19 protein-coding genes, 5 tRNA genes and 1 pseudogene are annotated in these 19576 nt (G+C 41.4%); 22 read left to right on the top strand and 3 right to left on the bottom strand.

The genetic code is table 11. The features are described 5' to 3' along the window. Positions 1-199: 199 nt before the first annotated feature. The 6 genes from ACP8HI_RS17405 (at position 200) to ACP8HI_RS17380 (ending at position 8339) form a co-directional block, all read left to right on the top strand. A complete protein-coding gene (locus tag ACP8HI_RS17405) occupies positions 200-1291 on the top strand; it encodes a LolA family protein (protein ID WP_438347452.1) in 1092 nt (363 codons plus the stop codon). A gap of 159 nt (positions 1292-1450) precedes the next feature. Then, positions 1451-2635, top strand: coding sequence for an alanine racemase (gene alr / locus ACP8HI_RS17400; RefSeq protein WP_438351878.1), 1185 nt, complete (start codon positions 1451-1453; stop codon positions 2633-2635). Positions 2636-2861: 226 nt separating this feature from the next. Further along, complete coding sequence (locus tag ACP8HI_RS17395) at positions 2862-3143, top strand: CopG family ribbon-helix-helix protein (protein ID WP_438347451.1); 282 nt, start codon at positions 2862-2864, stop codon at positions 3141-3143. 3 nt (positions 3144-3146) lie between these two features. Continuing rightward, the gene (locus ACP8HI_RS17390; protein WP_438347450.1) at positions 3147-3497 is read left to right on the top strand and encodes a type II toxin-antitoxin system PemK/MazF family toxin; all 351 of its coding nucleotides are present in this window, start codon (positions 3147-3149) and stop codon (positions 3495-3497) included. A gap of 206 nt (positions 3498-3703) precedes the next feature. Continuing rightward, complete coding sequence (locus ACP8HI_RS17385; RefSeq protein ID WP_438347449.1) at positions 3704-5893, top strand: alpha-galactosidase; 2190 nt, start codon at positions 3704-3706, stop codon at positions 5891-5893. 274 nt (positions 5894-6167) lie between these two features. After that, a complete protein-coding gene (locus ACP8HI_RS17380; RefSeq protein WP_438351877.1) occupies positions 6168-8339 on the top strand; it encodes a Tex family protein in 2172 nt (723 codons plus the stop codon). An 85-nt stretch (positions 8340-8424) separates the two neighbouring features. Here the strand turns inward: ACP8HI_RS17380 and cmpA are convergent, their stop codons facing one another. Both cmpA and ACP8HI_RS17370 read right to left on the bottom strand, forming a co-directional pair. Then, positions 8425-8556, bottom strand: a complete 132-nt coding sequence (cmpA, locus tag ACP8HI_RS17375) for a cortex morphogenetic protein CmpA (RefSeq protein ID WP_438347448.1) — start codon at positions 8554-8556, stop codon at positions 8425-8427. Between the two features lie 121 nt (positions 8557-8677). Next, positions 8678-9028: a hydrolase/acyltransferase gene (locus ACP8HI_RS17370; protein ID WP_438347447.1), complete on the bottom strand. Its 351-nt coding sequence runs from the start codon at positions 9026-9028 to the stop codon at positions 8678-8680. Positions 9029-9231: 203 nt separating this feature from the next. On the opposite strand from ACP8HI_RS17370, the gene ACP8HI_RS17365 reads away from it, so the two are divergent. The 4 genes from ACP8HI_RS17365 (at position 9232) to ACP8HI_RS17350 (ending at position 10637) form a co-directional block, all read left to right on the top strand. After that, a complete protein-coding gene (locus ACP8HI_RS17365) occupies positions 9232-9702 on the top strand; it encodes a SprT family protein (RefSeq protein ID WP_438351876.1) in 471 nt (156 codons plus the stop codon). Between the two features lie 50 nt (positions 9703-9752). Continuing rightward, positions 9753-9828 (top strand) — tRNA-Asn (locus ACP8HI_RS17360). 9 nt (positions 9829-9837) lie between these two features. Next, a tRNA-Ser gene (locus ACP8HI_RS17355) sits at positions 9838-9929 on the top strand. A gap of 186 nt (positions 9930-10115) precedes the next feature. Further along, positions 10116-10637, top strand: a complete 522-nt coding sequence (locus ACP8HI_RS17350) for a hypothetical protein (protein ID WP_438347446.1) — start codon at positions 10116-10118, stop codon at positions 10635-10637. Between the two features lie 159 nt (positions 10638-10796). Here the strand turns inward: ACP8HI_RS17350 and ACP8HI_RS17345 are convergent. Continuing rightward, positions 10797-11042 (bottom strand): annotated as a pseudogene (locus ACP8HI_RS17345) (transposase); the annotation flags it as partial. 56 nt (positions 11043-11098) lie between these two features. Between ACP8HI_RS17345 and ACP8HI_RS17340 the strand changes: the two are divergent. The 12 genes from ACP8HI_RS17340 to ACP8HI_RS17285 all read left to right on the top strand — a co-directional run bounded on the left by ACP8HI_RS17340 (position 11099) and on the right by ACP8HI_RS17285 (position 19104). Continuing rightward, the gene (locus ACP8HI_RS17340) at positions 11099-11284 is read left to right on the top strand and encodes a hypothetical protein (protein WP_438347445.1); all 186 of its coding nucleotides are present in this window, start codon (positions 11099-11101) and stop codon (positions 11282-11284) included. 93 nt (positions 11285-11377) lie between these two features. Further along, a complete protein-coding gene (locus ACP8HI_RS17335; RefSeq protein ID WP_438347444.1) occupies positions 11378-12313 on the top strand; it encodes a sugar-binding transcriptional regulator in 936 nt (311 codons plus the stop codon). Positions 12314-12563: 250 nt separating this feature from the next. Further along, entirely contained in the window at positions 12564-13229 is a 666-nt protein-coding gene (gene deoC / locus ACP8HI_RS17330) for a deoxyribose-phosphate aldolase (RefSeq protein WP_438351875.1), read from the top strand. Positions 13230-13286: 57 nt separating this feature from the next. Next, positions 13287-13685 (top strand): cytidine deaminase, encoded by a 399-nt coding sequence (locus ACP8HI_RS17325; RefSeq protein WP_438347443.1) that lies wholly within the window; start codon positions 13287-13289, stop codon positions 13683-13685. 92 nt (positions 13686-13777) lie between these two features. Next, positions 13778-14959 (top strand): NupC/NupG family nucleoside CNT transporter, encoded by a 1182-nt coding sequence (locus ACP8HI_RS17320; protein ID WP_438347442.1) that lies wholly within the window; start codon positions 13778-13780, stop codon positions 14957-14959. Between the two features lie 38 nt (positions 14960-14997). Further along, on the top strand, positions 14998-16182 hold the full coding sequence (deoB, locus tag ACP8HI_RS17315) for a phosphopentomutase (protein ID WP_438347441.1): 1185 nt from the start codon (positions 14998-15000) through the stop codon (positions 16180-16182). 22 nt (positions 16183-16204) lie between these two features. Beyond that, entirely contained in the window at positions 16205-16912 is a 708-nt protein-coding gene (gene deoD / locus ACP8HI_RS17310; protein WP_438347440.1) for a purine-nucleoside phosphorylase, read from the top strand. Between the two features lie 42 nt (positions 16913-16954). Further along, entirely contained in the window at positions 16955-18256 is a 1302-nt protein-coding gene (locus ACP8HI_RS17305; RefSeq protein WP_438347439.1) for a pyrimidine-nucleoside phosphorylase, read from the top strand. Positions 18257-18367: 111 nt separating this feature from the next. After that, a complete protein-coding gene (locus tag ACP8HI_RS17300; protein WP_438347438.1) occupies positions 18368-18589 on the top strand; it encodes an S-layer homology domain-containing protein in 222 nt (73 codons plus the stop codon). Between the two features lie 208 nt (positions 18590-18797). After that, positions 18798-18872 (top strand) — tRNA-Glu (locus ACP8HI_RS17295). A 56-nt stretch (positions 18873-18928) separates the two neighbouring features. Beyond that, a tRNA-Lys gene (locus ACP8HI_RS17290) sits at positions 18929-19004 on the top strand. 18 nt (positions 19005-19022) lie between these two features. Continuing rightward, positions 19023-19104, top strand: a tRNA-Leu gene (locus tag ACP8HI_RS17285). Positions 19105-19576: the final 472 nt, after the last annotated feature.

Genomic DNA, 19576 nt, shown 5'->3' with positions numbered 1-19576 from the left:
GTTTCTACTTGAAATATAAGAAAGTATAAGTTTCAATTGATACTCTATTTCTTATATTTCCGCTGAAACGGGTGCTGTCCTTAAAAAGGATGGCGAAGCCGTTTCTACTTGCTTGTCATGCTAGTCTGCATAATGTGACCAAGTCCCTCATAAACATGTACTAATCAATTCAATACATGTGGATAAAGGGGATGAAGTCATGCGCCGTATATCGTGGGTACTCGCCATGGTGTTATGTATTAGCGTTGTGTTGGCAGGGTGCGGTGGAAAGAAAGATGCCGCGGCTGTAGTCAAAGGTTTGAACAACGTGGTAGATAAGTTGCAAAGTAAGGATGGCTCTTATCAAGGTTCAGGTACGATGACGTTGTACACTGGTGAGAAGCCTCAGCAGTATGAAGTGGAAGTATGGTACCAGAATCCTTCGTATTACCGGATTAGCTTGAAGAATGCTCAGAAGGATATTACGCAAATCGTTCTACGTAATGATGATGGAGTATTCGTACTTACGCCAAGCTTGAACAAAAGTTTCAGGTTCCAAAGTGATTGGCCGGAAAATCAAGGACAGGTATATTTATATCAGACGCTGGTCCGAGGTATTCTCAGTGATAACACGCGACAATTCATAGATGATAAAGACAGTTATGTCTTTGATGTTGAAGCGAATTATCATAGTAAATCCTTAGTGCGGCAAAAGATCTGGTTGAACAAGGATAATTATGCACCGAAGCAAGTACAAGTATCAGATTCCGAAGCCAATGTTGTTGTGGAAGTGAAGTTTAATACATTTGCTTTCAATACGAAGTTTGAGAAAGATTCATTCGATATGAAACGAAATATGACGACGATGGGTGAGTCCTCAGTCCAGACGGTTGCTCAAGTAGATGAGTTTGGTAATGAAATTGTTACAGAATTATCAGATGATACACAGCTTGAGCCTGCAATGAAGGAATTAGGCAGTTTTGGTATCATTGATCCAGACTATGTACCAGAGGGTGTCACGCTTAAAGATACGAATGAGATAGCAGACAGTAAAGACCATGCAGTCTTGTTACGTTATGAGGGTGTGTATCAATTCACATTGATGGAAGCACGTCCGCTTGATCGTGCTGTGTCGCTCACGCCAGGTTCTGTCGTTGATTTAGGATTTACTGTGGGACTGCTGACTGGAGATGAGCAGCAGACATTAACTTGGATGGATAATGGCATTGAGTTCAGAATTACGAGTGCAAATCTTCCAGTTACTGAAATGATGAAAGTTGCAGCGTCTTTAGCTGAAAAAACGGGTAAATAAGTTTTGTAGACGGATTTTCGTTATTGTTGGGGAACTCTCCCTCTACAATGAAGGGAATTCGTCTTTTCTTCTTCAATTGACAGGGACCTTTCTGAACATTACCATTAGATCATACGAACATGAATAATGATTGCTCAAACTTCAGAGAAGGTGACAGTTTTGCAAGTGAACTATCGTGCAACAACAGCGGAAATTAATTTGGATAATCTACGTACAAATTATGAAGCTTTCCGCTCGGTATTACCAGAAGAAATGATGATCTTAGCCTGTGTAAAGGCCAATGCTTATGGACATGGTGCGGTGGGAGTGGCTAAGGAGTTGGAGAAGGTGGGTGTAGATTACCTAAGTGTTGCATTCCTTGATGAAGCTTTAGAGCTTCGCAGAGCGGGTATTACTCTTCCCATTCTGATTCTTGGGTATATCGCTCCGGAAGCTATTCGTGTAGCATGGGAGAATGATATTACGGTAACGCTCTTCTCTCAAGTTGCCCTGGATGCTATCAGTCAATTACCTGAGCTAAGTGTTGCTAAGCCTTTGAGAGTACACATTAAGATCGACACCGGAATGGGTCGACTTGGACTACTTCCGGGGGAAGAAGCCATTGCTTTCATAGAACAGGCTTTCTCAATCCAAGGAATTCAAGTTGAAGGGTTATTTACCCATTACGCGAAGGCAGATGAAGAAGATAAGAGTTATACACTGGAGCAGTACCGACGGTTTCAATCTGTTGCTGACGAGCTAGGGGAAAGGGGCTATGAAATCCCCATTATACATACAGGAAATAGTGCGACTGCGATCGATATGCCACAACTATCTTATAATATGGTGCGTATAGGCATCAGCCTGTATGGACTCTATCCATCAGATGAAGTGAATGATCAGAAGATTGCATTAACCCCAGTACTGACGCTAAAGACGCAAATAGTACATGTTAAGAAGCTCCCTCCTCATTGGGGAATTAGCTATGGCACTAAATACGTGACGGAAGATGATGAAGTCATTGCTACACTTCCGATCGGTTATGCTGATGGATATTCCCGAATGCTGAGTGGCAAGGCAGAAGTACTGATACGCGGACGCCGGATTCCTATCGTCGGAACAATCTGCATGGACCAGTGTATGGTATCGTTACAAACTTTTGCTGAAGAAGCAGAAGAAATCCAAGTGGGCGAAGAGGTTGTGCTCATCGGCCAACAATCTGGCGAATGTATTACAGCAGATGAGTTGGCTTCCAAGATAGGTACCATCCATTATGAAGTGATCTGTATGCTAGCAGCTAGAGTTCCTCGCCATTATGTTCTAGGTGGAGTCCTTCAACACGTAGTCAATCCCTTATTGCGATAGGGAAATTTGCCACCAGTTGTTGTTTATAGGGGTGAAGGAATCTAGGATATCGTCTCACATATAAATTTAGATTGAGAGATGATCTTATATAAATGCGGATTGTAGTTTATAATGGAATGTAGCATACATGATATACGATACGCATATATATTCTTTTGTATAAATTCCCTTGAATAAAGCTATACTGGTGCACAAGTGATGAAGTGTCGTGGGGGTGGAAGAGAAGGTGGCTAATTTGCAGAACACGAAGAGGATCATGATCAGTTTACCAGATCATCTCTTGAAAGAAGTGGATGGAATCGTCGCATTGGAGAATTCCAATCGTAGTGAACTCATTAGGCAGGCCATGAAACTGTATTTGATGGAACGGAAGAAGAGATACATCCGTGAGTCTATGCAACGTGGTTACATGGAAATGGCCAAGATTAACTTGACTATGGCTTGTGAGGCTTTCCACGCAGAGGAAGATGCAGACAGCACTCTGGGTCGCGCAGTAAGCGGGGTGTAAACATTGATTGTAAAACGCGGTGATGTGTTTTTCGCGGACCTTTCACCTGTTGTTGGTTCTGAACAGGGAGGGGTGAGGCCTGTTTTGATCATTCAGAATGATATCGGTAACCGGTTCAGTCCTACGGTCATCGTAGCAGCGATTACCGCGCAGATTCAAAAGGCGAAGCTCCCTACTCATGTGGAGATTGATGCGCTCTCCCATGGATTTGATCGGGATTCCGTCATTCTGCTAGAACAAGTCCGAACGATTGACAAGCAAAGATTAACGGATAAGATTACTCATCTTGATGAGGAAACGATGAAAAAGGTAGACGAAGCTTTGCTCATCAGTTTGAGTCTAATCGATTTTTGAACGTTGATTGTTGAATATACGAACAGCAAACAAGGCGTAGCTCAGGCACGCCTTGTTTGTTGTTGCGAGAATGGCATTTCTATACTACAGTATTATTGACAGTGATAGAATGTTGAGCTAAGTGTTACAGATATATACAATCTGTTAGGTGTAACTATTTTGACCATACTAGCAGCTATTCACATATGAGGAGGATACAAGATACAATGGGCGTATTTATTGATCAAGATAAGCAAATATTTCATCTGCAAACGGTGAGTACAAGTTATGTGTTCCAAGTATTAACTTCGGGACATTTGGCGCATCTTTATTATGGGAAGAAACTACGTACAGGAGATTTAAGCTGGTTACTCGTTAGGAAGGAACGTGCGTCATTTAGTCCGAACCCCGTTCCGGAGGACCGCACGATTTCTTTCGATACACTCCCTCAAGAGTTTCCTGTGTATGGAAGTAGCGACTTCCGGCACCCATTATTACAATGCCGTCTTAGCAATGGTTCAACGGTAACTGAATTTAGATATCGGACACATCGTGTTGAGCAAGGGAAGCCCGGTCTAACTGGACTACCAGCTACATACGTTGAAGAAGAGCATGAAGCACAGACATTAATCGTTGAACTTGAAGATAAGACTTCAGGTCTTCTTATTGAACTACAGTATACAGCATTTGAACAATATGATGTCATTACTCGCTCTATGGTTATTGTGAATGAGAGTAAGGAATCTGTGGAATTGCTACGTGCGCTTAGTGCCAGTGTAGATTTTCCTCATGCAGACTATGAATGGCTACAATTATCGGGTGCGTGGAGTAGAGAAAGGGATATTGTACGCCGTCCATTGGCTAGTGGTATGCAAAGTGTGGAAAGTCGGAGGGGATCTAGTAGTCATCAGCAGAACCCATTTGCAGCGTTATTATCGCCAGGTAGTGATGAAGATCAGGGCGAAGTATTCGGTTTCAGTCTCGTTTATAGTGGTAGTTTTGTTGCACAGGCTGAAGTGGATCAATTTCGGACGACACGTTTTTCAATAGGGATTAATCCTTTTGAGTTTGGTTGGACATTAGAATCGGGACAATCTTTTCAGACACCTGAAGTCGTTATGGTATATTCTGCTGAAGGGCTAGGTGGAATGTCACGTAAGTACCATAACTTGTATCGGGAGCGGCTTGCTCGTGGTAAGTATCGTGATGCAGAGCGACCTATACTTGTGAATAATTGGGAAGCAACTTACTTTCAGTTTAATGCCGATAAAATTGAGGATATCGCCAAGGCAGGTCAGGATCTAGGAATCGAATTATTCGTGCTCGATGATGGTTGGTTCGGTCACCGGGATAGCGATAACTCATCGCTTGGAGATTGGGTTGTAGACAAGAATAAGCTTCCAAATGGTCTTGAAGATTTAGTAAGTAGAGTAACCAACCAAGGAATGCGTTTTGGACTCTGGTTCGAGCCAGAGATGGTATCTCCTGATAGCGATTTATATCGTAATCATCCGGATTGGTGCCTGCATGTACCGGATCGTCGTCGTACAGAAGCAAGACAGCAGCTTGTACTCGACTTCTCACGTCAAGATGTTCAAGATGAAATGGTACAAATGATAAGTAAAATTCTCGAGAGTGCTCCAATAACTTACGTGAAGTGGGACATGAATCGTAATATGACAGAGATAGGATCTGCGTTGTTACCTCCGGAAAGACAGCAGGAGACGGCTCACCGTTATATGCTGGGCTTATATGATGTAATGGAACGTATCACTTCATCTTTTCCAGACATCTTGTTTGAGAGCTGCTCAGGAGGCGGAGGTCGATTCGATCCAGGAATGCTGTATTATATGCCGCAAACGTGGACAAGCGATAATACGGATGCCGTAGCTCGTCTAAGAATCCAATACGGAACAAGTCTTGTATATCCTATCAGTTCCATGGGATCCCATATTTCGGATGTCCCTAACCATCAGGTTGGTCGTATGACACCACTAGAGATGCGTGGTCATGTAGCCATGTCTGGTAATTTCGGTTATGAACTGGATCTAACGAAGTTTACTGATGAAGAGAAAGAAGTCGTCAAGCAACAGATATCACTGTATAAAGAAATTCGTGGATTGGTCCAATTCGGTAACTTCCACCGCTTACTTAGCCCGTTCGAGGGAAATGAGACAGCGTGGATGTTCGTATCGCCAGATGGAAGTGAAGCGGCTATATTCTACTTCCGAGTCTTATCAGAAGCGAACGCGCCTCTGAATCGATTGAAATTGAAGGGCTTGGATCTTGATGCTGATTATCGACTGCACGGAGGAGATGAGATCTTTGGCGGTGATGCGCTCATGTATGCAGGTATTCCTGTAGGAGCACAGCCAGGAGATTATCATAGTGAGTTTTTCCGTTTTGAAAGAATCTAATATTATATATATGTAGCGGATGGCAAGCCAAGTGAGACAGGGCTAAACAATCGCTTATGTGAAAGGATATGTTCAGTTTATAACTGCTGAATATGTCCTTTTTTTTAAAAATATAAGAAAGTATAAACTCCCTTCCGATCCACCATTATTGTGTTTAGGATCGGTTAACTGGAAATATGAGCGAAAGTTTGTGATAATATGATACATACCGTATTTGGAAAGAGGGATACCATTGTCAGAGCATGAGGTTGTTATAGAGACAAATGAAGTAGCGATGAAAGTGGAAGAACAAGAACGTATTGTGAAACAAACCGCTAAAGAACTAGGAATCTTATTGAAGCAAGTTCGTACAACCGTAGGATTACTTGATGAAGGGAATACCATCCCGTTCATTGCGCGTTACCGTAAAGAGATGACGGGTGAACTAGATGAGACTCAACTACGAGATATTGAAGAACGTGTGGGTTACTTGCGGAACTTAGAAGAGCGTAAGCGAGAAGTCATACGAATTATACATGAGCAAGATAAACTAACCGTTGAATTAAAGGCAGCTATTGTACAAGCTAGTAAGCTGCAGGAAGTGGAAGATCTGTATCGTCCATATCGGCAAAAGCGCAAAACTCGGGCTAGTATGGCAAAGGAAAAAGGTTTGGAGCCTTTGGCGATATGGATATGGGATCAGCCCAAGCAAGGGGATCTAGATAAGGAAGCAACGAAATATGTAGATGTAGACAAGGGTGTAGATACGCCTGAGAATGCGATCCAAGGTGCTATGGATATTCTAGCTGAGAATATGGCAGATGAAGCCGTTATCCGTGCGTGGGTACGTCGATATAGTATGGACCATGGATTGTTGGTTTCAGAAGCCAAGGATTCGGAGCAAGAGTCGGTATATGAGAACTATTACAGTTATAAAGAGCTTGCTAAGAAAATGCCTCCACACCGTATACTGGCTATCAATCGTGGTGAAAAAGAGAATGTGCTTAAAGTGGGCCTTGATGTGCCAGCTGAATCCATTCACACATTTATGGGGTCCCAAGTCATTAAAGGTGATTCTTGCGTTAAGAAGATACTGGAATCCGTTATTGAAGATTCGTATAAGCGCCTAATTTCACCTTCTATTGAGCGGGAGATTCGTGCTGAATTGACGGAGAAGGGTGAGAATCAAGCGATATCTATCTTCTCTGGTAACTTACGTAGCTTGCTGTTACAAGCGCCAGTGAAGGGCCGCTGTGTATTGGGCGTAGATCCAGCCTTCCGGACAGGATGTAAGTTGGCAGTGGTAGATGATACTGGCAAGCTACTTGAAGTGGCTGTTACCTACCCAACCCCTCCGCATAATAAGGTGAGGGAAGCGGCAGAGAAATTCCGCGAGTTGATCACGAAGTATAAGATTCAATTGATTGTTGTTGGGAACGGAACTGCTTCTAGAGAGACAGAACAGTTCGTTGCTGAAGTCATTAGTGATCTGAAAGATCAGGAGCTGGCATATCTTATTGTCAATGAAGCGGGTGCTAGTGTGTACTCTGCATCGAAGCTGGCACAAGAAGAATTCCCGGATTTGGATGTTTCTGAACGCAGCGCCGTATCCATTGCTCGCCGTATTCAGGATCCTTTAGCAGAGCTAGTTAAGATTGACCCCAAGGCTATTGGTGTGGGTCAGTACCAACATGATGTTAGTCCGAAACACTTGGAAGAGAGTCTTAAGGCAGTTGTGGAGTCAGCAGTTAACCACGTGGGAGTAGATGTAAACACGGCTTCGCCATCGCTCCTGTCCTACGTAGCTGGCGTAAATGCTACCACGGCTAAGAATATCGTGAAGTATCGAGAAGAGAACGGGAAATTCATTACGCGCAAGCAGTTGCAAAAAGTCCCACGTCTAGGTGCAAAGACATATGAGCAATGTATAGGGTTTATGAGAATTTCAGAAGGGGAGCATATTCTTGATCGTACCCCCATCCATCCAGAATCCTATCCAGTCGTAGATAAATTGTTCGGTGAATTAAATGTGGGATTAGAGAAGCTTGGAAGCCAAGAACTCAGCCAACTATTGGAACAGCAGGATGTTGTGAGCTTAGCGACCAACCTTAATGTTGGTGTACCTACGTTGCGTGACATTATAGAAAGCTTACAACGACCAGGGCGCGATCCTCGTGAGGAGCTTCCCCTTCCTATTTTCCGTACAGATGTATTGAAGATGGAAGACTTAACACCAGGGATGGAGATGCAGGGGACAGTACGTAATGTGATCGACTTCGGAGCTTTTGTGGATATCGGAATTAAGAATGATGGATTAGTACACATCTCACAGCTAAGTAATGGATATGTTAAACATCCTATGGATGTTGTCTCTGTTGGTGATAATGTGACGGTATGGGTACTGAATATAGATGAGAAAAAGGGTCGCGTCGGACTTACGATGAAGAACCCACATAAGGATCAATAATTCGATCTTAGTATATTATAGCCCCAAGCTTCGTTATCCCTTAGGGGTGACGAGGATTGGGGCTACAATGATGATCTAATGAAACTTATGAAGATGTATTACTTTTGTTACCTGGAGAGTTACGGTAGAAAAACCAGCAATCATTGAGTAGTTTTATCTGACGTCGGTCTCTTTTGTTGAAAGCACGCATTAATTGATTGCACAGCCACTGCGGCAAGGGTATCTCCTCCTCGTGCATTCCATATGTATCGTTAGCATATGGAGGAGCAGCCCAGAGTGTGCAGGTCTCATTTAAAAGAGGAAATTCAAAAAGTCATCTTTTGAACTCGCATTTAAGATTACTCCATCTCTTCTTCGTACCATTGTTCTAGTTGCGCTTGAAGAGCACGGATTTCCGTAAGCAGTGAAATGAGAGGATAACTCTTCTCATCAATGCTGGCAAAGGATGTCTCCAATTCGTTGATGTAGTCCAACCCACCTTGAATCTTATATTGTTCTTGCAAAAGATCAAGAGCGTCGCATTCAGCTACAGCTAACGGTAATGTAGGAACATTTGCAGCAGTCAGTTTGGCGATCTCTTTATTAAGACGCAGATTAAGTGCGCTTAGTTGATAAGCATAATCTGTAGGCATTTCCACGAACTGAAGTTCATGTTGTAGTTGTAAAATGACGTATCTCATCTTTGCCATAGTGTGTAGGAATCCCCCTTGATATCTTTATGTAATGGATGAACAAAAGCTGTGATATGACTTTGTTTATTCAATCAGTATACTTGACAGTGTAGCCTATGGTGAAGTTAAAATTCAAGTAGCATGTAGCATCTCTTGATAAGGTGATGGGAACATGCCTAGCATATTTAGGAAGGAATCGTTGGAGAACTATGACAGAAATGATGACCAATGAGGAATTACAGGTATGGGTGGAGGACATCTCAAACCGTTGTTTCGGAATGCCATTCTTACATCAAGCGATGTTCAATGGGCGATTAACGACTACGGGAGGACGATATTTCCTCAAGGGACATAACATAGAGATTAATCCCCATCAACTCGATAACTATGGAAATGAAGAGGTGGAAAGAATCATCAAGCATGAATTATGCCACTATCATCTCCATCTGAGAGGAAGAGGATACCGACATCGTGATCCGGAGTTTAAACAATTGTTACAGCAAGTTGGGGGGAGTAGATTCTGTCAGGCACTTCCTGGAACAAAAGCTAGAAAGACTCTACCGTATCGATATAAGTTGACATGTAGTCAATGTGAAATGGAATATCTCCGTAAGCGAAAGGTGGACCCCAAGCGTTACCGATGTGGGAAATGTAGAGGTGATCTGCGCTTATCTTTGGTGATCTCACCTTGACTGAAGTCATTCAGAATGATATATTAAGTATTGTAATTCTAATTTGTTGTTCCCTGATAGCTCAGTTGGTAGAGCACTCGACTGTTAATCGAGTTGTCACAGGTTCGAGTCCTGTTCGGGGAGCCATTATTTTGTGGAGAGATACCCAAGTGGCTATAAGGGGACCCTCTGCTAAGGGGTTAGACTGCGTAAGCGGTGCGTGGGTTCGAATCCCACTCTCTCCGCCATATTTTTAGCCGATCATATATGAATTGACAAGGGGACCTATCTGGGTTCCCTTTTTTGTTATACTGGAAAGCTTCATCTATCATCTTATGGAAGGAAGATTAAGCGAATTCGCTCTTCCAGCTGTATAAGATTGATAAACGAATGCGTAGATTAGTAGTTAGGTGAAATATCCGAAAGGATGAAAAATGAAAGAAACAATAATTTACTTAGGTACTTGTGTATTAGTACTACTTATTGTGGTATCAATTGTCTATTACAATAATCTTTCTCCTTCAATTAGTTCAAATGATATTCAAATAGAAGGCAAAATTACTCCATACGATGAGAACAGATTTCTTGTAGAACTTGATATAGTGAGACTGAAAGATGAACTAGCTGATCATTACATATATCCAATCGTTGATGGTTCAGGGAATATTAGTTTTATAGAAGATGAAGGATACTATACACCAGGAGCTATAGGCGATTGGTGGGAGTCATATGAAATGTTACACGAAAGTATAACAGAACATTTAGATTTTGATGCGGATATAGTGGGTTTTTCGATTCCTACTCCAAAAGGAGAATATAAGACTAAATTCACAATATATAAAACGGATGTTTTTCGAGATATAAAAGCTTTAGATGTGTACTATGTACATGTTGAGAGAAGATTTGGAAAGGATTTAAACTGGATTATGAAGGTAACAATACAAGTGAATTTGTAAGTCAATTCAGTGAGGTCGGATACTCCATCTTCTAATATGGGACAATATATGAGACTTCATTTTCAAACAGCTGAGGTCAGCTCGTTCATTCACGGATGAAAACATATCTTCCCCCTCCCCAGATTAGGCATCGTAGAAAAAGTATGCTATTGATCGCGTTTACCCATCGCCCGGAGTCAACGTCAATATCTGACACCAAGTTCCTCCACAGGAGGGACAAAGCGAAATATCCGCACCAGTTAATTTGAAAATAAGTTCCTTCGCCGTCAACTTTACTTTGGGTTTAATCGGTGTACGAATCATACGTAAACATTTCAGCAGTTTGGTTTTCCGGTTGGCGTTGCTGAGAAAGCCATAATACCTAATTTTCTGAAACCCAGAAGGTAGCACATGCATCATGAATCTTATGAGAATTCAAAAGGAAAACAGAATTGAAGGTATCTCAATGAAATTTGCGGGACATGAATATTCATGCTTCGGGCCATTCGTCTCTTAATCAGACCGATGTAGGTGAAAATGTTCGGGGGAAGTATCACAGCCAAGGAAGCCTATTCCGATGGACATACCCGCACAACCTAACTGCATCGCGGCTAGACCTATTGGTCCTTAAGATGGTGGGGGGCGTGAAAGACCCAGTTATTAAATAGAAGGTTTAAATGAAATATTAGATATTGCGTAGGGATATATGTATAATAAAAGGTTACATAGTGGGATAAATAAAATAAGTGAGTTGAGTAATAATGGATAGTGAGAAACAACGTTTGAGTATTGAAGCGGCAAGGCTTTATTATCAATCTGATTATAGTCAGCAACAGATTGCTACCGTATTGGGTTTATCTCGACCTACGGTTTCTAGATTATTACAGCATGCGAAGGATCAAGGATATGTGAGAATTGATATTATTGATCCCCGTGAAGACTTGAATATTTTAGCCAGCGAGCTAAAGAAACAATACCAATTAGATACGGTTCAGTTATGTTATTCACCACTCAATGATTATGAAGAAATTAAAAAACATATCAGTAAAAAAGCGGCTGAATTTATTCACGAAATCGTGCAGGATGGCGATATTATTGGTGTGACTTGGGGCACCACCATGCATGCGGTAGCTCTTCATTTGCAATCTAAAACACTAAGAGGCGTGGAAGTGGTCCAATTAAAGGGTGGCGTAAGCCATTCCCAAGTGAATACGTATGCTGCTGAAATCGTGAACTTATTTGCAGATGCATTTCAGACCATTGCGCGTTACTTACCATTACCAGTTATTTTCGATAGTGTCGAGGTGAAAAAAATGGTAGAGGAAGATCGCCATATTGGGCGTATCATTGAATTAGGTAAACAAGCGAATATCGCTGCTTTTACGGTTGGAACTGTACAAGAAGATGCGCTTCTCTTCAGACTTGGTTATTTTAATAAAGAAGAGCAGGAATTGCTTCGGCATACGGGCGCTGGGGATATATGTTCTCGGTTCTTCGATGTGGAAGGAAAAATATGTAGTGAAGTAATCAATAACCGTACGGTAGGAATTGATCTATCCGAATTGAGAAAAAAGGAAAAGTCTATTCTTATTGCGGGAGGGCAGCGTAAAATTGAAGCTATTCAAGCTGCGCTTGCAGGTAAGTACGCGAATATATTAATTACTGATCAATTTACTGCACAAGCTTTGTTAAGATAAAACAGAGCAATGATCTGATTAAGATTAGGTGAGAAAGAGTCTTTAATGCCAATTTCATATTGGCTTTGAAGACTTTTTTTTATATTTTGAGTAAGTTTCGGGTAAGGTATAATATGAGCCATTTTCTGAAGAATAAAGATCGAAAACACACATGAACATAATTTCTTACTTGTGTTTACATTTGTTCACGCACGTGTTATTGTAAACATGTAATTAAGGAATCGTATAAGAGAAGGGTGATGTTGAAATGATTAACTTAGCTAGAATGATCGATCATACGCTTTTACGTGCAGACGCAACTAAAAATGAGATTACAAAATTAACAGAAGAAGCGAAAAAATATGAATTTGCATCCGTATGTGTGAACCCAACATGGGTATCTTACGCGGCTGAACAGTTGGCTAATACCCAAGTGAAGGTGTGTACGGTAATCGGATTTCCGCTTGGGGCAAGCACTAGTGCTACCAAAGCTTTTGAAGCAAAAAATGCCATTGAGAATGGTGCGACAGAGGTTGATATGGTCATTAACATAGGCGCTTTGAAAGACGGCGATCATGATTATGTTGAACAAGATATAAAAGCAGTTGTTGATGCAGCAGCTGGGAAGGCACTTGTAAAAGTAATTATTGAAGCTTGTATCTTAACAGATGAAGAAAAGAAAGTTGCTTGTCAACTATCGGTCAAAGCGGGTACTGACTTTGTTAAAACATCAACAGGATTCTCTACTGGAGGAGCAACTGCGGAAGATGTAGCCCTTATGCGTCAAACCGTTGGTGAAAATATCGGAGTTAAAGCTTCCGGAGCCATTCGCAGTCTCGAAGATATGGAAAAAATGATAGCGGCAGGTGCAACTAGAATCGGTGCTAGTTCAGGCGTGAAAATAATGGAAGGTGAGCAATCAACCTCGTCGTACTAATTATTCTTTTAATTCAGTGTTACCCCATTATGGGGTAACCACAAAGGGGAAATGACTATGAAAGATCAGTTGATTAAAGAAGCCATAGAAGCGCGTAAGCATGCTCATATCCCTTATTCCCATTTTGCAGTTGGAGCTGCTTTATTGACGGGTAACAAGCGGATTTATACAGGATGTAATATTGAGAATGCTTCTTTTGGGTTAACTAATTGCGCAGAACGAACAGCTATTTTTAAAGCAGTCTCAGAAGGAGAACATATTATCGAAGCCATTGCTGTGGTAGCGGATACGGAAGGCCCTGTTTCACCTTGTGGTGCCTGTCGTCAAGTATTAGCAGAATTTTGTGATGACAATACAAAGATATATCTAACCAATCTCCATGGAAACACAGAGGAATGGACTATGGCTCAACTTTTACCAGGAGCTTTTCGGTCTACTGATTTAAATAATAAATAAATAGGTATAAACTTTAAAAATTTGAATGAGATGTAAGCGTTTCATGTCGGCTCGATGAATCAGAAATTAATTGACTACTAGGAGCAGCAACGATGAAATATTTAATTATGATATTGGGCATATTAATTGTTTTTGGACTCACTTACCTCGTGAGCAACGATAAAAGGAAAATTCGTTATCGACCGTTGATCGTCATGGTTATTTTACAGGTCATTTTGGCCGCTGTGTTATTAAATACAGTTGTTGGATCTGTCGTTATTAAAGGGATTTCAGGCGTATTCGAGAAATTAATGGAGTACGCTGCAGAAGGAGTTAACTTTGTATTCGGTGGAATTCTCAACGAAGGACAATTCACATTCTTTTTAGCGGTGTTATTGCCGATTGTATTTATCTCAGCGCTTATTGGGATCTTGCAGTATTTCAAAATTTTACCCTTTGTTATTAAATACATTGGTCTTGTTCTTAGCAAGGTGAATGGAATGGGGAAATTGGAGTCGTACAATGCGGTTGCATCTGCTGTTCTTGGACAATCTGAAGTGTTTATATCTGTTAAAAAACAAATCAATTTGTTACCGAAACACCGGCTCTATACATTATGTGCATCCGCTATGTCTACTGTATCCATGTCCATTGTTGGATCATATATGCAGGTTCTAGAACCTAGATATGTAGTAACGGCACTTGTTCTTAACTTGTTTGGTGGGTTTATAATTACTTCTATTCTAAACCCTTATATCGTCGAGAAAGAGGAGGATATACTGCAAGTACAGGAAGAAGAGAAACAATCATTTTTCGAGATGCTTGGTGAATACATCATGGACGGCTTCAAAGTTGCCATTGTGGTGGCAGCGATGTTGATTGGTTTCGTGGCTATCATCGCAATGATTAATGGGCTATTTAGTGGTATATTCGGAGTGTCATTTCAACAGTTACTCGGTTACGTCTTTGCGCCCTTCGCTTTTATTATGGGTGTTCCATGGAAAGAAGCAGTTGATGCTGGAAGCATTATGGCGACTAAAATGGTATCCAATGAGTTCGTTGCCATGCTTGAGCTTGGTAAGTACTCCGATCTATCCTCACGAACAGTTGGGATTATATCTGTGTTCCTTGTCTCGTTTGCGAATTTCTCGTCCATCGGTATTATCTCTGGTGCAGTAAAAGGTCTGAGTGAGAAACAAGGGAATGTTGTGGCTCGTTTTGGTCTGAAATTACTGTACGGTGCAACCTTAGTTAGTGTCCTTTCTGCAACCGTGGCCGGAATATTTATTAAATAGGATGAAAGTAACTTTACGAAAGGAAGGAATCAATTCATATGACACCATTTAAACGGATTCACCTGCTTGTTATGGACTCGGTAGGGATTGGAGAAGCACCAGACGCTGCTCAATTCGGTGATTTTGATGTTGATACTTTTGGACATATTGCCCGCGAATGTGGAGGGCTGGATATGCCCAATATGGCTAAACTCGGTCTATCTAATATTAAGGAAATTGAAGGCATACCTAAGGCCGATCAACCACTTGCTTATTATACGAAGATGCAGGAGGCGTCCAGCGGCAAAGATACAATGACTGGACACTGGGAAATGATGGGCTTATATATTGGTACTCCTTTTCGCGTGTTCGAGAATGGTTTCCCAGATGAATTAATTACTCGGATTGAAGAGAAAACGGGCCGTAAAGTTATTGGAAACAAGCCAGCCAGCGGAACAGAGATTATTGAAGAACTTGGAGAAGAGCATGTCAAGACAGGTGCTTTAATTGTCTATACTTCTGCTGATTCGGTGTTGCAAATCGCGGCCCATGAAGACGTCGTACCCTTAAAGGAATTATATGAGATTTGTGAATTCTGCCGAGAAATTACATTAGAAGATCCGTATATGCTGGGTAGAATCATTGCGAGGCCCTTTATTGGTGAAGTGGGCGAGTTCAAGCGCACTTCCAACCGTCATGACTATGCGTTGAAACCTTTTAGTCCCACAGTCATGAATTCATTAAAAGATGCAGGTCTTGATGTCATTGCGCTAGGGAAAATTTCAGATATTTTTGACGGCGAAGGGGTGACTCAAACCGTACGTACGGTTTCAAATTCAGATGGCATGGATAAATTTATTGCGACTTTAGATGAATCGTTTCATGGGCTCAGCTTCATAAATTTAGTAGATTTTGATGCGTTATTTGGACATCGCCGGGATCCTAAAGGCTATGGGCAAGCATTAGAAGATTATGATACTCGCTTACCGGAAGTATTCGACAAGATGACAGAGAATGACCTGCTGATTATCACAGCTGATCATGGTAATGATCCAACCTATCGAGGAACGGACCATACTCGTGAATATGTTCCGCTATTGATCTATTCTCCACGATTTACACAAGGCGGTCAGGCACTACCTATATGCAAAACATTTGCGGATATTGGTGCAACTATTGCTGAGAACTTTGAAGTTAACATGCCAGAGTATGGTACGAGCTTTTTATCCGATTTGAAGTCATGAAGTAGAAGGGAGACATACACGAATGAGTACACATATTGGAGCCAAACAAGATGAAATTGCAGAAACAGTACTATTACCAGGAGATCCTCTACGGGCCAAGTATATTGCAGAGACGTACTTGGAAGATGTCATTTGTTACAATCAGGTTCGAGGTATGCTGGGGTATACTGGTACTTATCAAGGTCAGCGAATATCCGTGCAGGGATCAGGGATGGGGATTCCTTCGATCAGTATATACGTCAACGAATTAATTCAAGAATATGGTGTAAAGAACTTGGTTCGCGTGGGTACATGTGGCGCCATGCAGGAGAGTGTTCACGTTCGTGAAGTCATATTAGCGCAAGCTTCATGTACAGATTCCAGCATGAATCACCATACTTTTGGCGGATATGACTTTTCGCCGATTGCGAGCTTTGCACTTTTAAAGGCGGCGTATGAACATGGTTTAGCCAAAGGCTTAAAGATGCATGTAGGTAACATCTTCAGCTCAGATATCTTTTATCGTGATGACAAAACGTTTACTCAAAAACTAATGGATCACGGAATCTTGGCCGTGGAAATGGAAACTACCGCTTTATACACACTTGCTGCGAAGTATGGTGTTAATGCCCTAACCATTTTAACCGTGAGTGACCACTTATTGACTGGGGAAGAGACAACAGCAGAAGAGCGACAAAGTACTTTCAATGACATGATGGAAGTAGCTCTTGATACGGTTATTTCTCTGTAATTAGAATCTATAATAAATAGCGAAAAGTGAGGAGCATATATAATGAGAATGGTTGATCTTATTGCAAAAAAACGTGATGGAAAAGAACTAACGACGGAAGAAATTAATTTCATTATTGAGGGCTATACGAAAGATGAGATTCCAGATTACCAAGTTAGTGCCTTGGCGATGGCTATCTTTTTCCAAGATATGACGGCGCGGGAACGGGCTGATTTGACGATGGCCATGGTGAATTCTGGGGATACAATTGATTTGTCAGCCATTGAAGGAGTAAAGGTTGATAAGCATTCTACAGGCGGGGTAGGCGATACGACTACACTAGTGCTGGCGCCTCTTGTTGCAGCACTGGATATCCCTGTTGCGAAGATGTCAGGTCGTGGATTAGGTCATACTGGGGGCACGATCGATAAATTGGAGGCCATTGAAGGATTCCATGTAGAAATTAGTAATAAAGAATTCGTGAATTTGGTCAACAAGGATAAAATTGCGGTCATCGGCCAATCAGGCAATCTTACCCCTGCGGATAAAAAGTTATATGCACTACGTGACGTAACCGCGACGGTCGATTCAATAGCCCTTATCGCCAGCTCTATTATGAGCAAGAAAATTGCCGCTGGATCTGATGCAATTGTACTCGATGTGAAGACAGGGGCAGGCGCATTTATGAAGAGCGTAGATGATGCCAAGGAACTAGCACATGCCATGGTAAGTATTGGGAACAATGTAGGTCGTAAAACCATGGCAGTCATATCTGATATGAGCCAACCGCTTGGTTTCGCTATTGGTAACGCACTCGAAGTGAAAGAAGCCATTGATACGTTACAAGGAAATGGACCTAAAGACTTGGAAGAACTTTGCCTTGCACTGGGTCGCCAAATGGTGTTCTTAGCGAATAAAGCAAGCTCGCTTGAAGAAGCCGAAGAAATGCTAAGAGAAGTTATTAGAAACGGTAAGGCTTTGAATAAATTCAAAGATTTCATCGCAAACCAAGGCGGCGATTCTTCGGTGGTGGATCATCCAGAGAAATTACCACAAGCGAAATATCTAATCGAAGTGCCTGCTAAAGAAAAAGGCGTTGTAGCTGAAATTGTAGCTGATGAGATTGGTACTGCTGCTATGTTGTTAGGTGCTGGTCGGGCGACGAAAGATTCTGTCATTGATTTAGCTGTTGGACTTATGTTGAACAAAAAAATTGGTGATTCTGTAAAAGTGGGAGAGTCATTGGTAACCATACATGCTAACCGTGAAGATGTGGACGACGTTATGGCAAAAATTTATGAGAATATTCGAATTGGCGATCATGCCGAACCACCTGTACTTATCTATGATATCGTGACGGAATAACATAGGAACGAAAGTTAGATCTTGTATAATATAAAGCACGAACTTTTAAGACCAAGTGGATAGACTCCCACTTGGTCCTTTTCAAGTTATTTTCTTTGAGGAAGTCTTATAATGATGTTGCTCCAGAGACTTGGTATCATGAATGTTAAACAATCTGAACGTAAGATGGAAGATGTCTTTAAAGATGCAAACCTGATGAGCAAGATGTTCGTCTCAGATATTGAAACTATGTTTAATGCTAACATCATGGACGGAATAGGAAACGGTAAGTTTGATCCTCAAGGTGTGGTGACACGAGCACAGGCATCAAGTGTAATGATAAAAATGTTATAAGTTTCAAACTTCATTGACTAATCACCGAAATAGTACAGAACTTACAACAGGCACCTACTCTCTCTAGTCGGGAGAACGGGCGCCTGTTCTTTCTTTTAGAATCGTAAAAGATGTCTGACAGTATTGAATAGCGTTGAGAAAAAAAGCTTGTCATGTGATTATAATTTTGTTATAATCATTTTTGTTGTCACAAGAAGTGATGCATTATGGCCCGTTGGTCAAGTGGTTAAGACACCTCCCTTTCACGGAGGTAACAGGGGTTCGAGTCCCCTACGGGTCACCATTTATATTAATGAATTTAGTTTTCATGTATGGCACACAGCATTGTGTAGTCACCGAGAGCCATTAGCTCAGTTGGTAGAGCACCTGACTTTTAATCAGGGTGTCGAAGGTTCGAATCCTTCATGGCTCACCATTTTCACTTTTATTATTTGCGGTCGTGGTGGAACGGCAGACACGCTACCTTGAGGTGGTAGTGCCCATTGGGTGTGAGGGTTCAAATCCCTCCGACCGCATTATGATTAGGTTTTTTACGGATTTGACAAGGTGAATTAGTTAGTGTGCATATCTGCATACGATTCTGATTCAGTAGACTACTAACTTTTCAGGACACTAAATTCTGAAAAAGGGAGTGGTTTTTTTGATTTATAAGAATTTATATGTTTTGTTAGAATAGAGATATGAACTCGAACATCTTAAAACAAAACTTATTTGATAAACATCAGCATTGGGATACGTTTGTAGAAAAATATAAAGAGCATATTCGGTCGCTTCGATAATTTGAAGGCTTCTGTAGACAAAGCCAAGGCTAAGGAATATATCGAAAAACTAAAAAAACGAAAAATTATACCATTTAAGATGAACATAAGAGTATACAATTTACTTCAGGAGTTCATTCTTATTAGTTCATTAAGGGCATGTGTCTCAGTTTAGTGTTGCCAATCCAACCATGTTAAGATAATAGTAAGATATTATGTTGTACATCTA

The organism is Paenibacillus sp. FA6 (genome assembly GCF_051550225.1).
In the GTDB taxonomy this organism is placed as follows: domain Bacteria; phylum Bacillota; class Bacilli; order Paenibacillales; family Paenibacillaceae; genus Paenibacillus_AQ.
The sequence above is the reverse complement of the archived record's forward strand: the minus strand, read 5'-3'. Positions and strand labels throughout refer to the sequence as shown.

What these genes read in the sequence shown, in the direction of transcription:
- ACP8HI_RS17370 (WP_438347447.1), bottom strand. Translation starts at nt 9,028, where the DNA reads ATGGCAAAGATGAGATACGTCATTTTACAACTACAACATGAACTTCAG.
- ACP8HI_RS17405 (WP_438347452.1), top strand. Translation starts at nt 200, where the DNA reads ATGCGCCGTATATCGTGGGTACTCGCCATGGTGTTATGTATTAGCGTT.
- ACP8HI_RS17335 (WP_438347444.1), top strand. Translation starts at nt 11,378, where the DNA reads ATGGATAGTGAGAAACAACGTTTGAGTATTGAAGCGGCAAGGCTTTAT.
- ACP8HI_RS17350 (WP_438347446.1), top strand. Translation starts at nt 10,116, where the DNA reads ATGAAAGAAACAATAATTTACTTAGGTACTTGTGTATTAGTACTACTT.
- deoB (WP_438347441.1), top strand. Translation starts at nt 14,998, where the DNA reads ATGACACCATTTAAACGGATTCACCTGCTTGTTATGGACTCGGTAGGG.
- ACP8HI_RS17340 (WP_438347445.1), top strand. Translation starts at nt 11,099, where the DNA reads ATGAATATTCATGCTTCGGGCCATTCGTCTCTTAATCAGACCGATGTA.
- ACP8HI_RS17305 (WP_438347439.1), top strand. Translation starts at nt 16,955, where the DNA reads ATGAGAATGGTTGATCTTATTGCAAAAAAACGTGATGGAAAAGAACTA.
- ACP8HI_RS17365 (WP_438351876.1), top strand. Translation starts at nt 9,232, where the DNA reads ATGACCAATGAGGAATTACAGGTATGGGTGGAGGACATCTCAAACCGT.
- ACP8HI_RS17300 (WP_438347438.1), top strand. Translation starts at nt 18,368, where the DNA reads ATGATGTTGCTCCAGAGACTTGGTATCATGAATGTTAAACAATCTGAA.
- deoD (WP_438347440.1), top strand. Translation starts at nt 16,205, where the DNA reads ATGAGTACACATATTGGAGCCAAACAAGATGAAATTGCAGAAACAGTA.
- ACP8HI_RS17385 (WP_438347449.1), top strand. Translation starts at nt 3,704, where the DNA reads ATGGGCGTATTTATTGATCAAGATAAGCAAATATTTCATCTGCAAACG.
- ACP8HI_RS17320 (WP_438347442.1), top strand. Translation starts at nt 13,778, where the DNA reads ATGAAATATTTAATTATGATATTGGGCATATTAATTGTTTTTGGACTC.
- ACP8HI_RS17380 (WP_438351877.1), top strand. Translation starts at nt 6,168, where the DNA reads ATGAAAGTGGAAGAACAAGAACGTATTGTGAAACAAACCGCTAAAGAA.
- ACP8HI_RS17325 (WP_438347443.1), top strand. Translation starts at nt 13,287, where the DNA reads ATGAAAGATCAGTTGATTAAAGAAGCCATAGAAGCGCGTAAGCATGCT.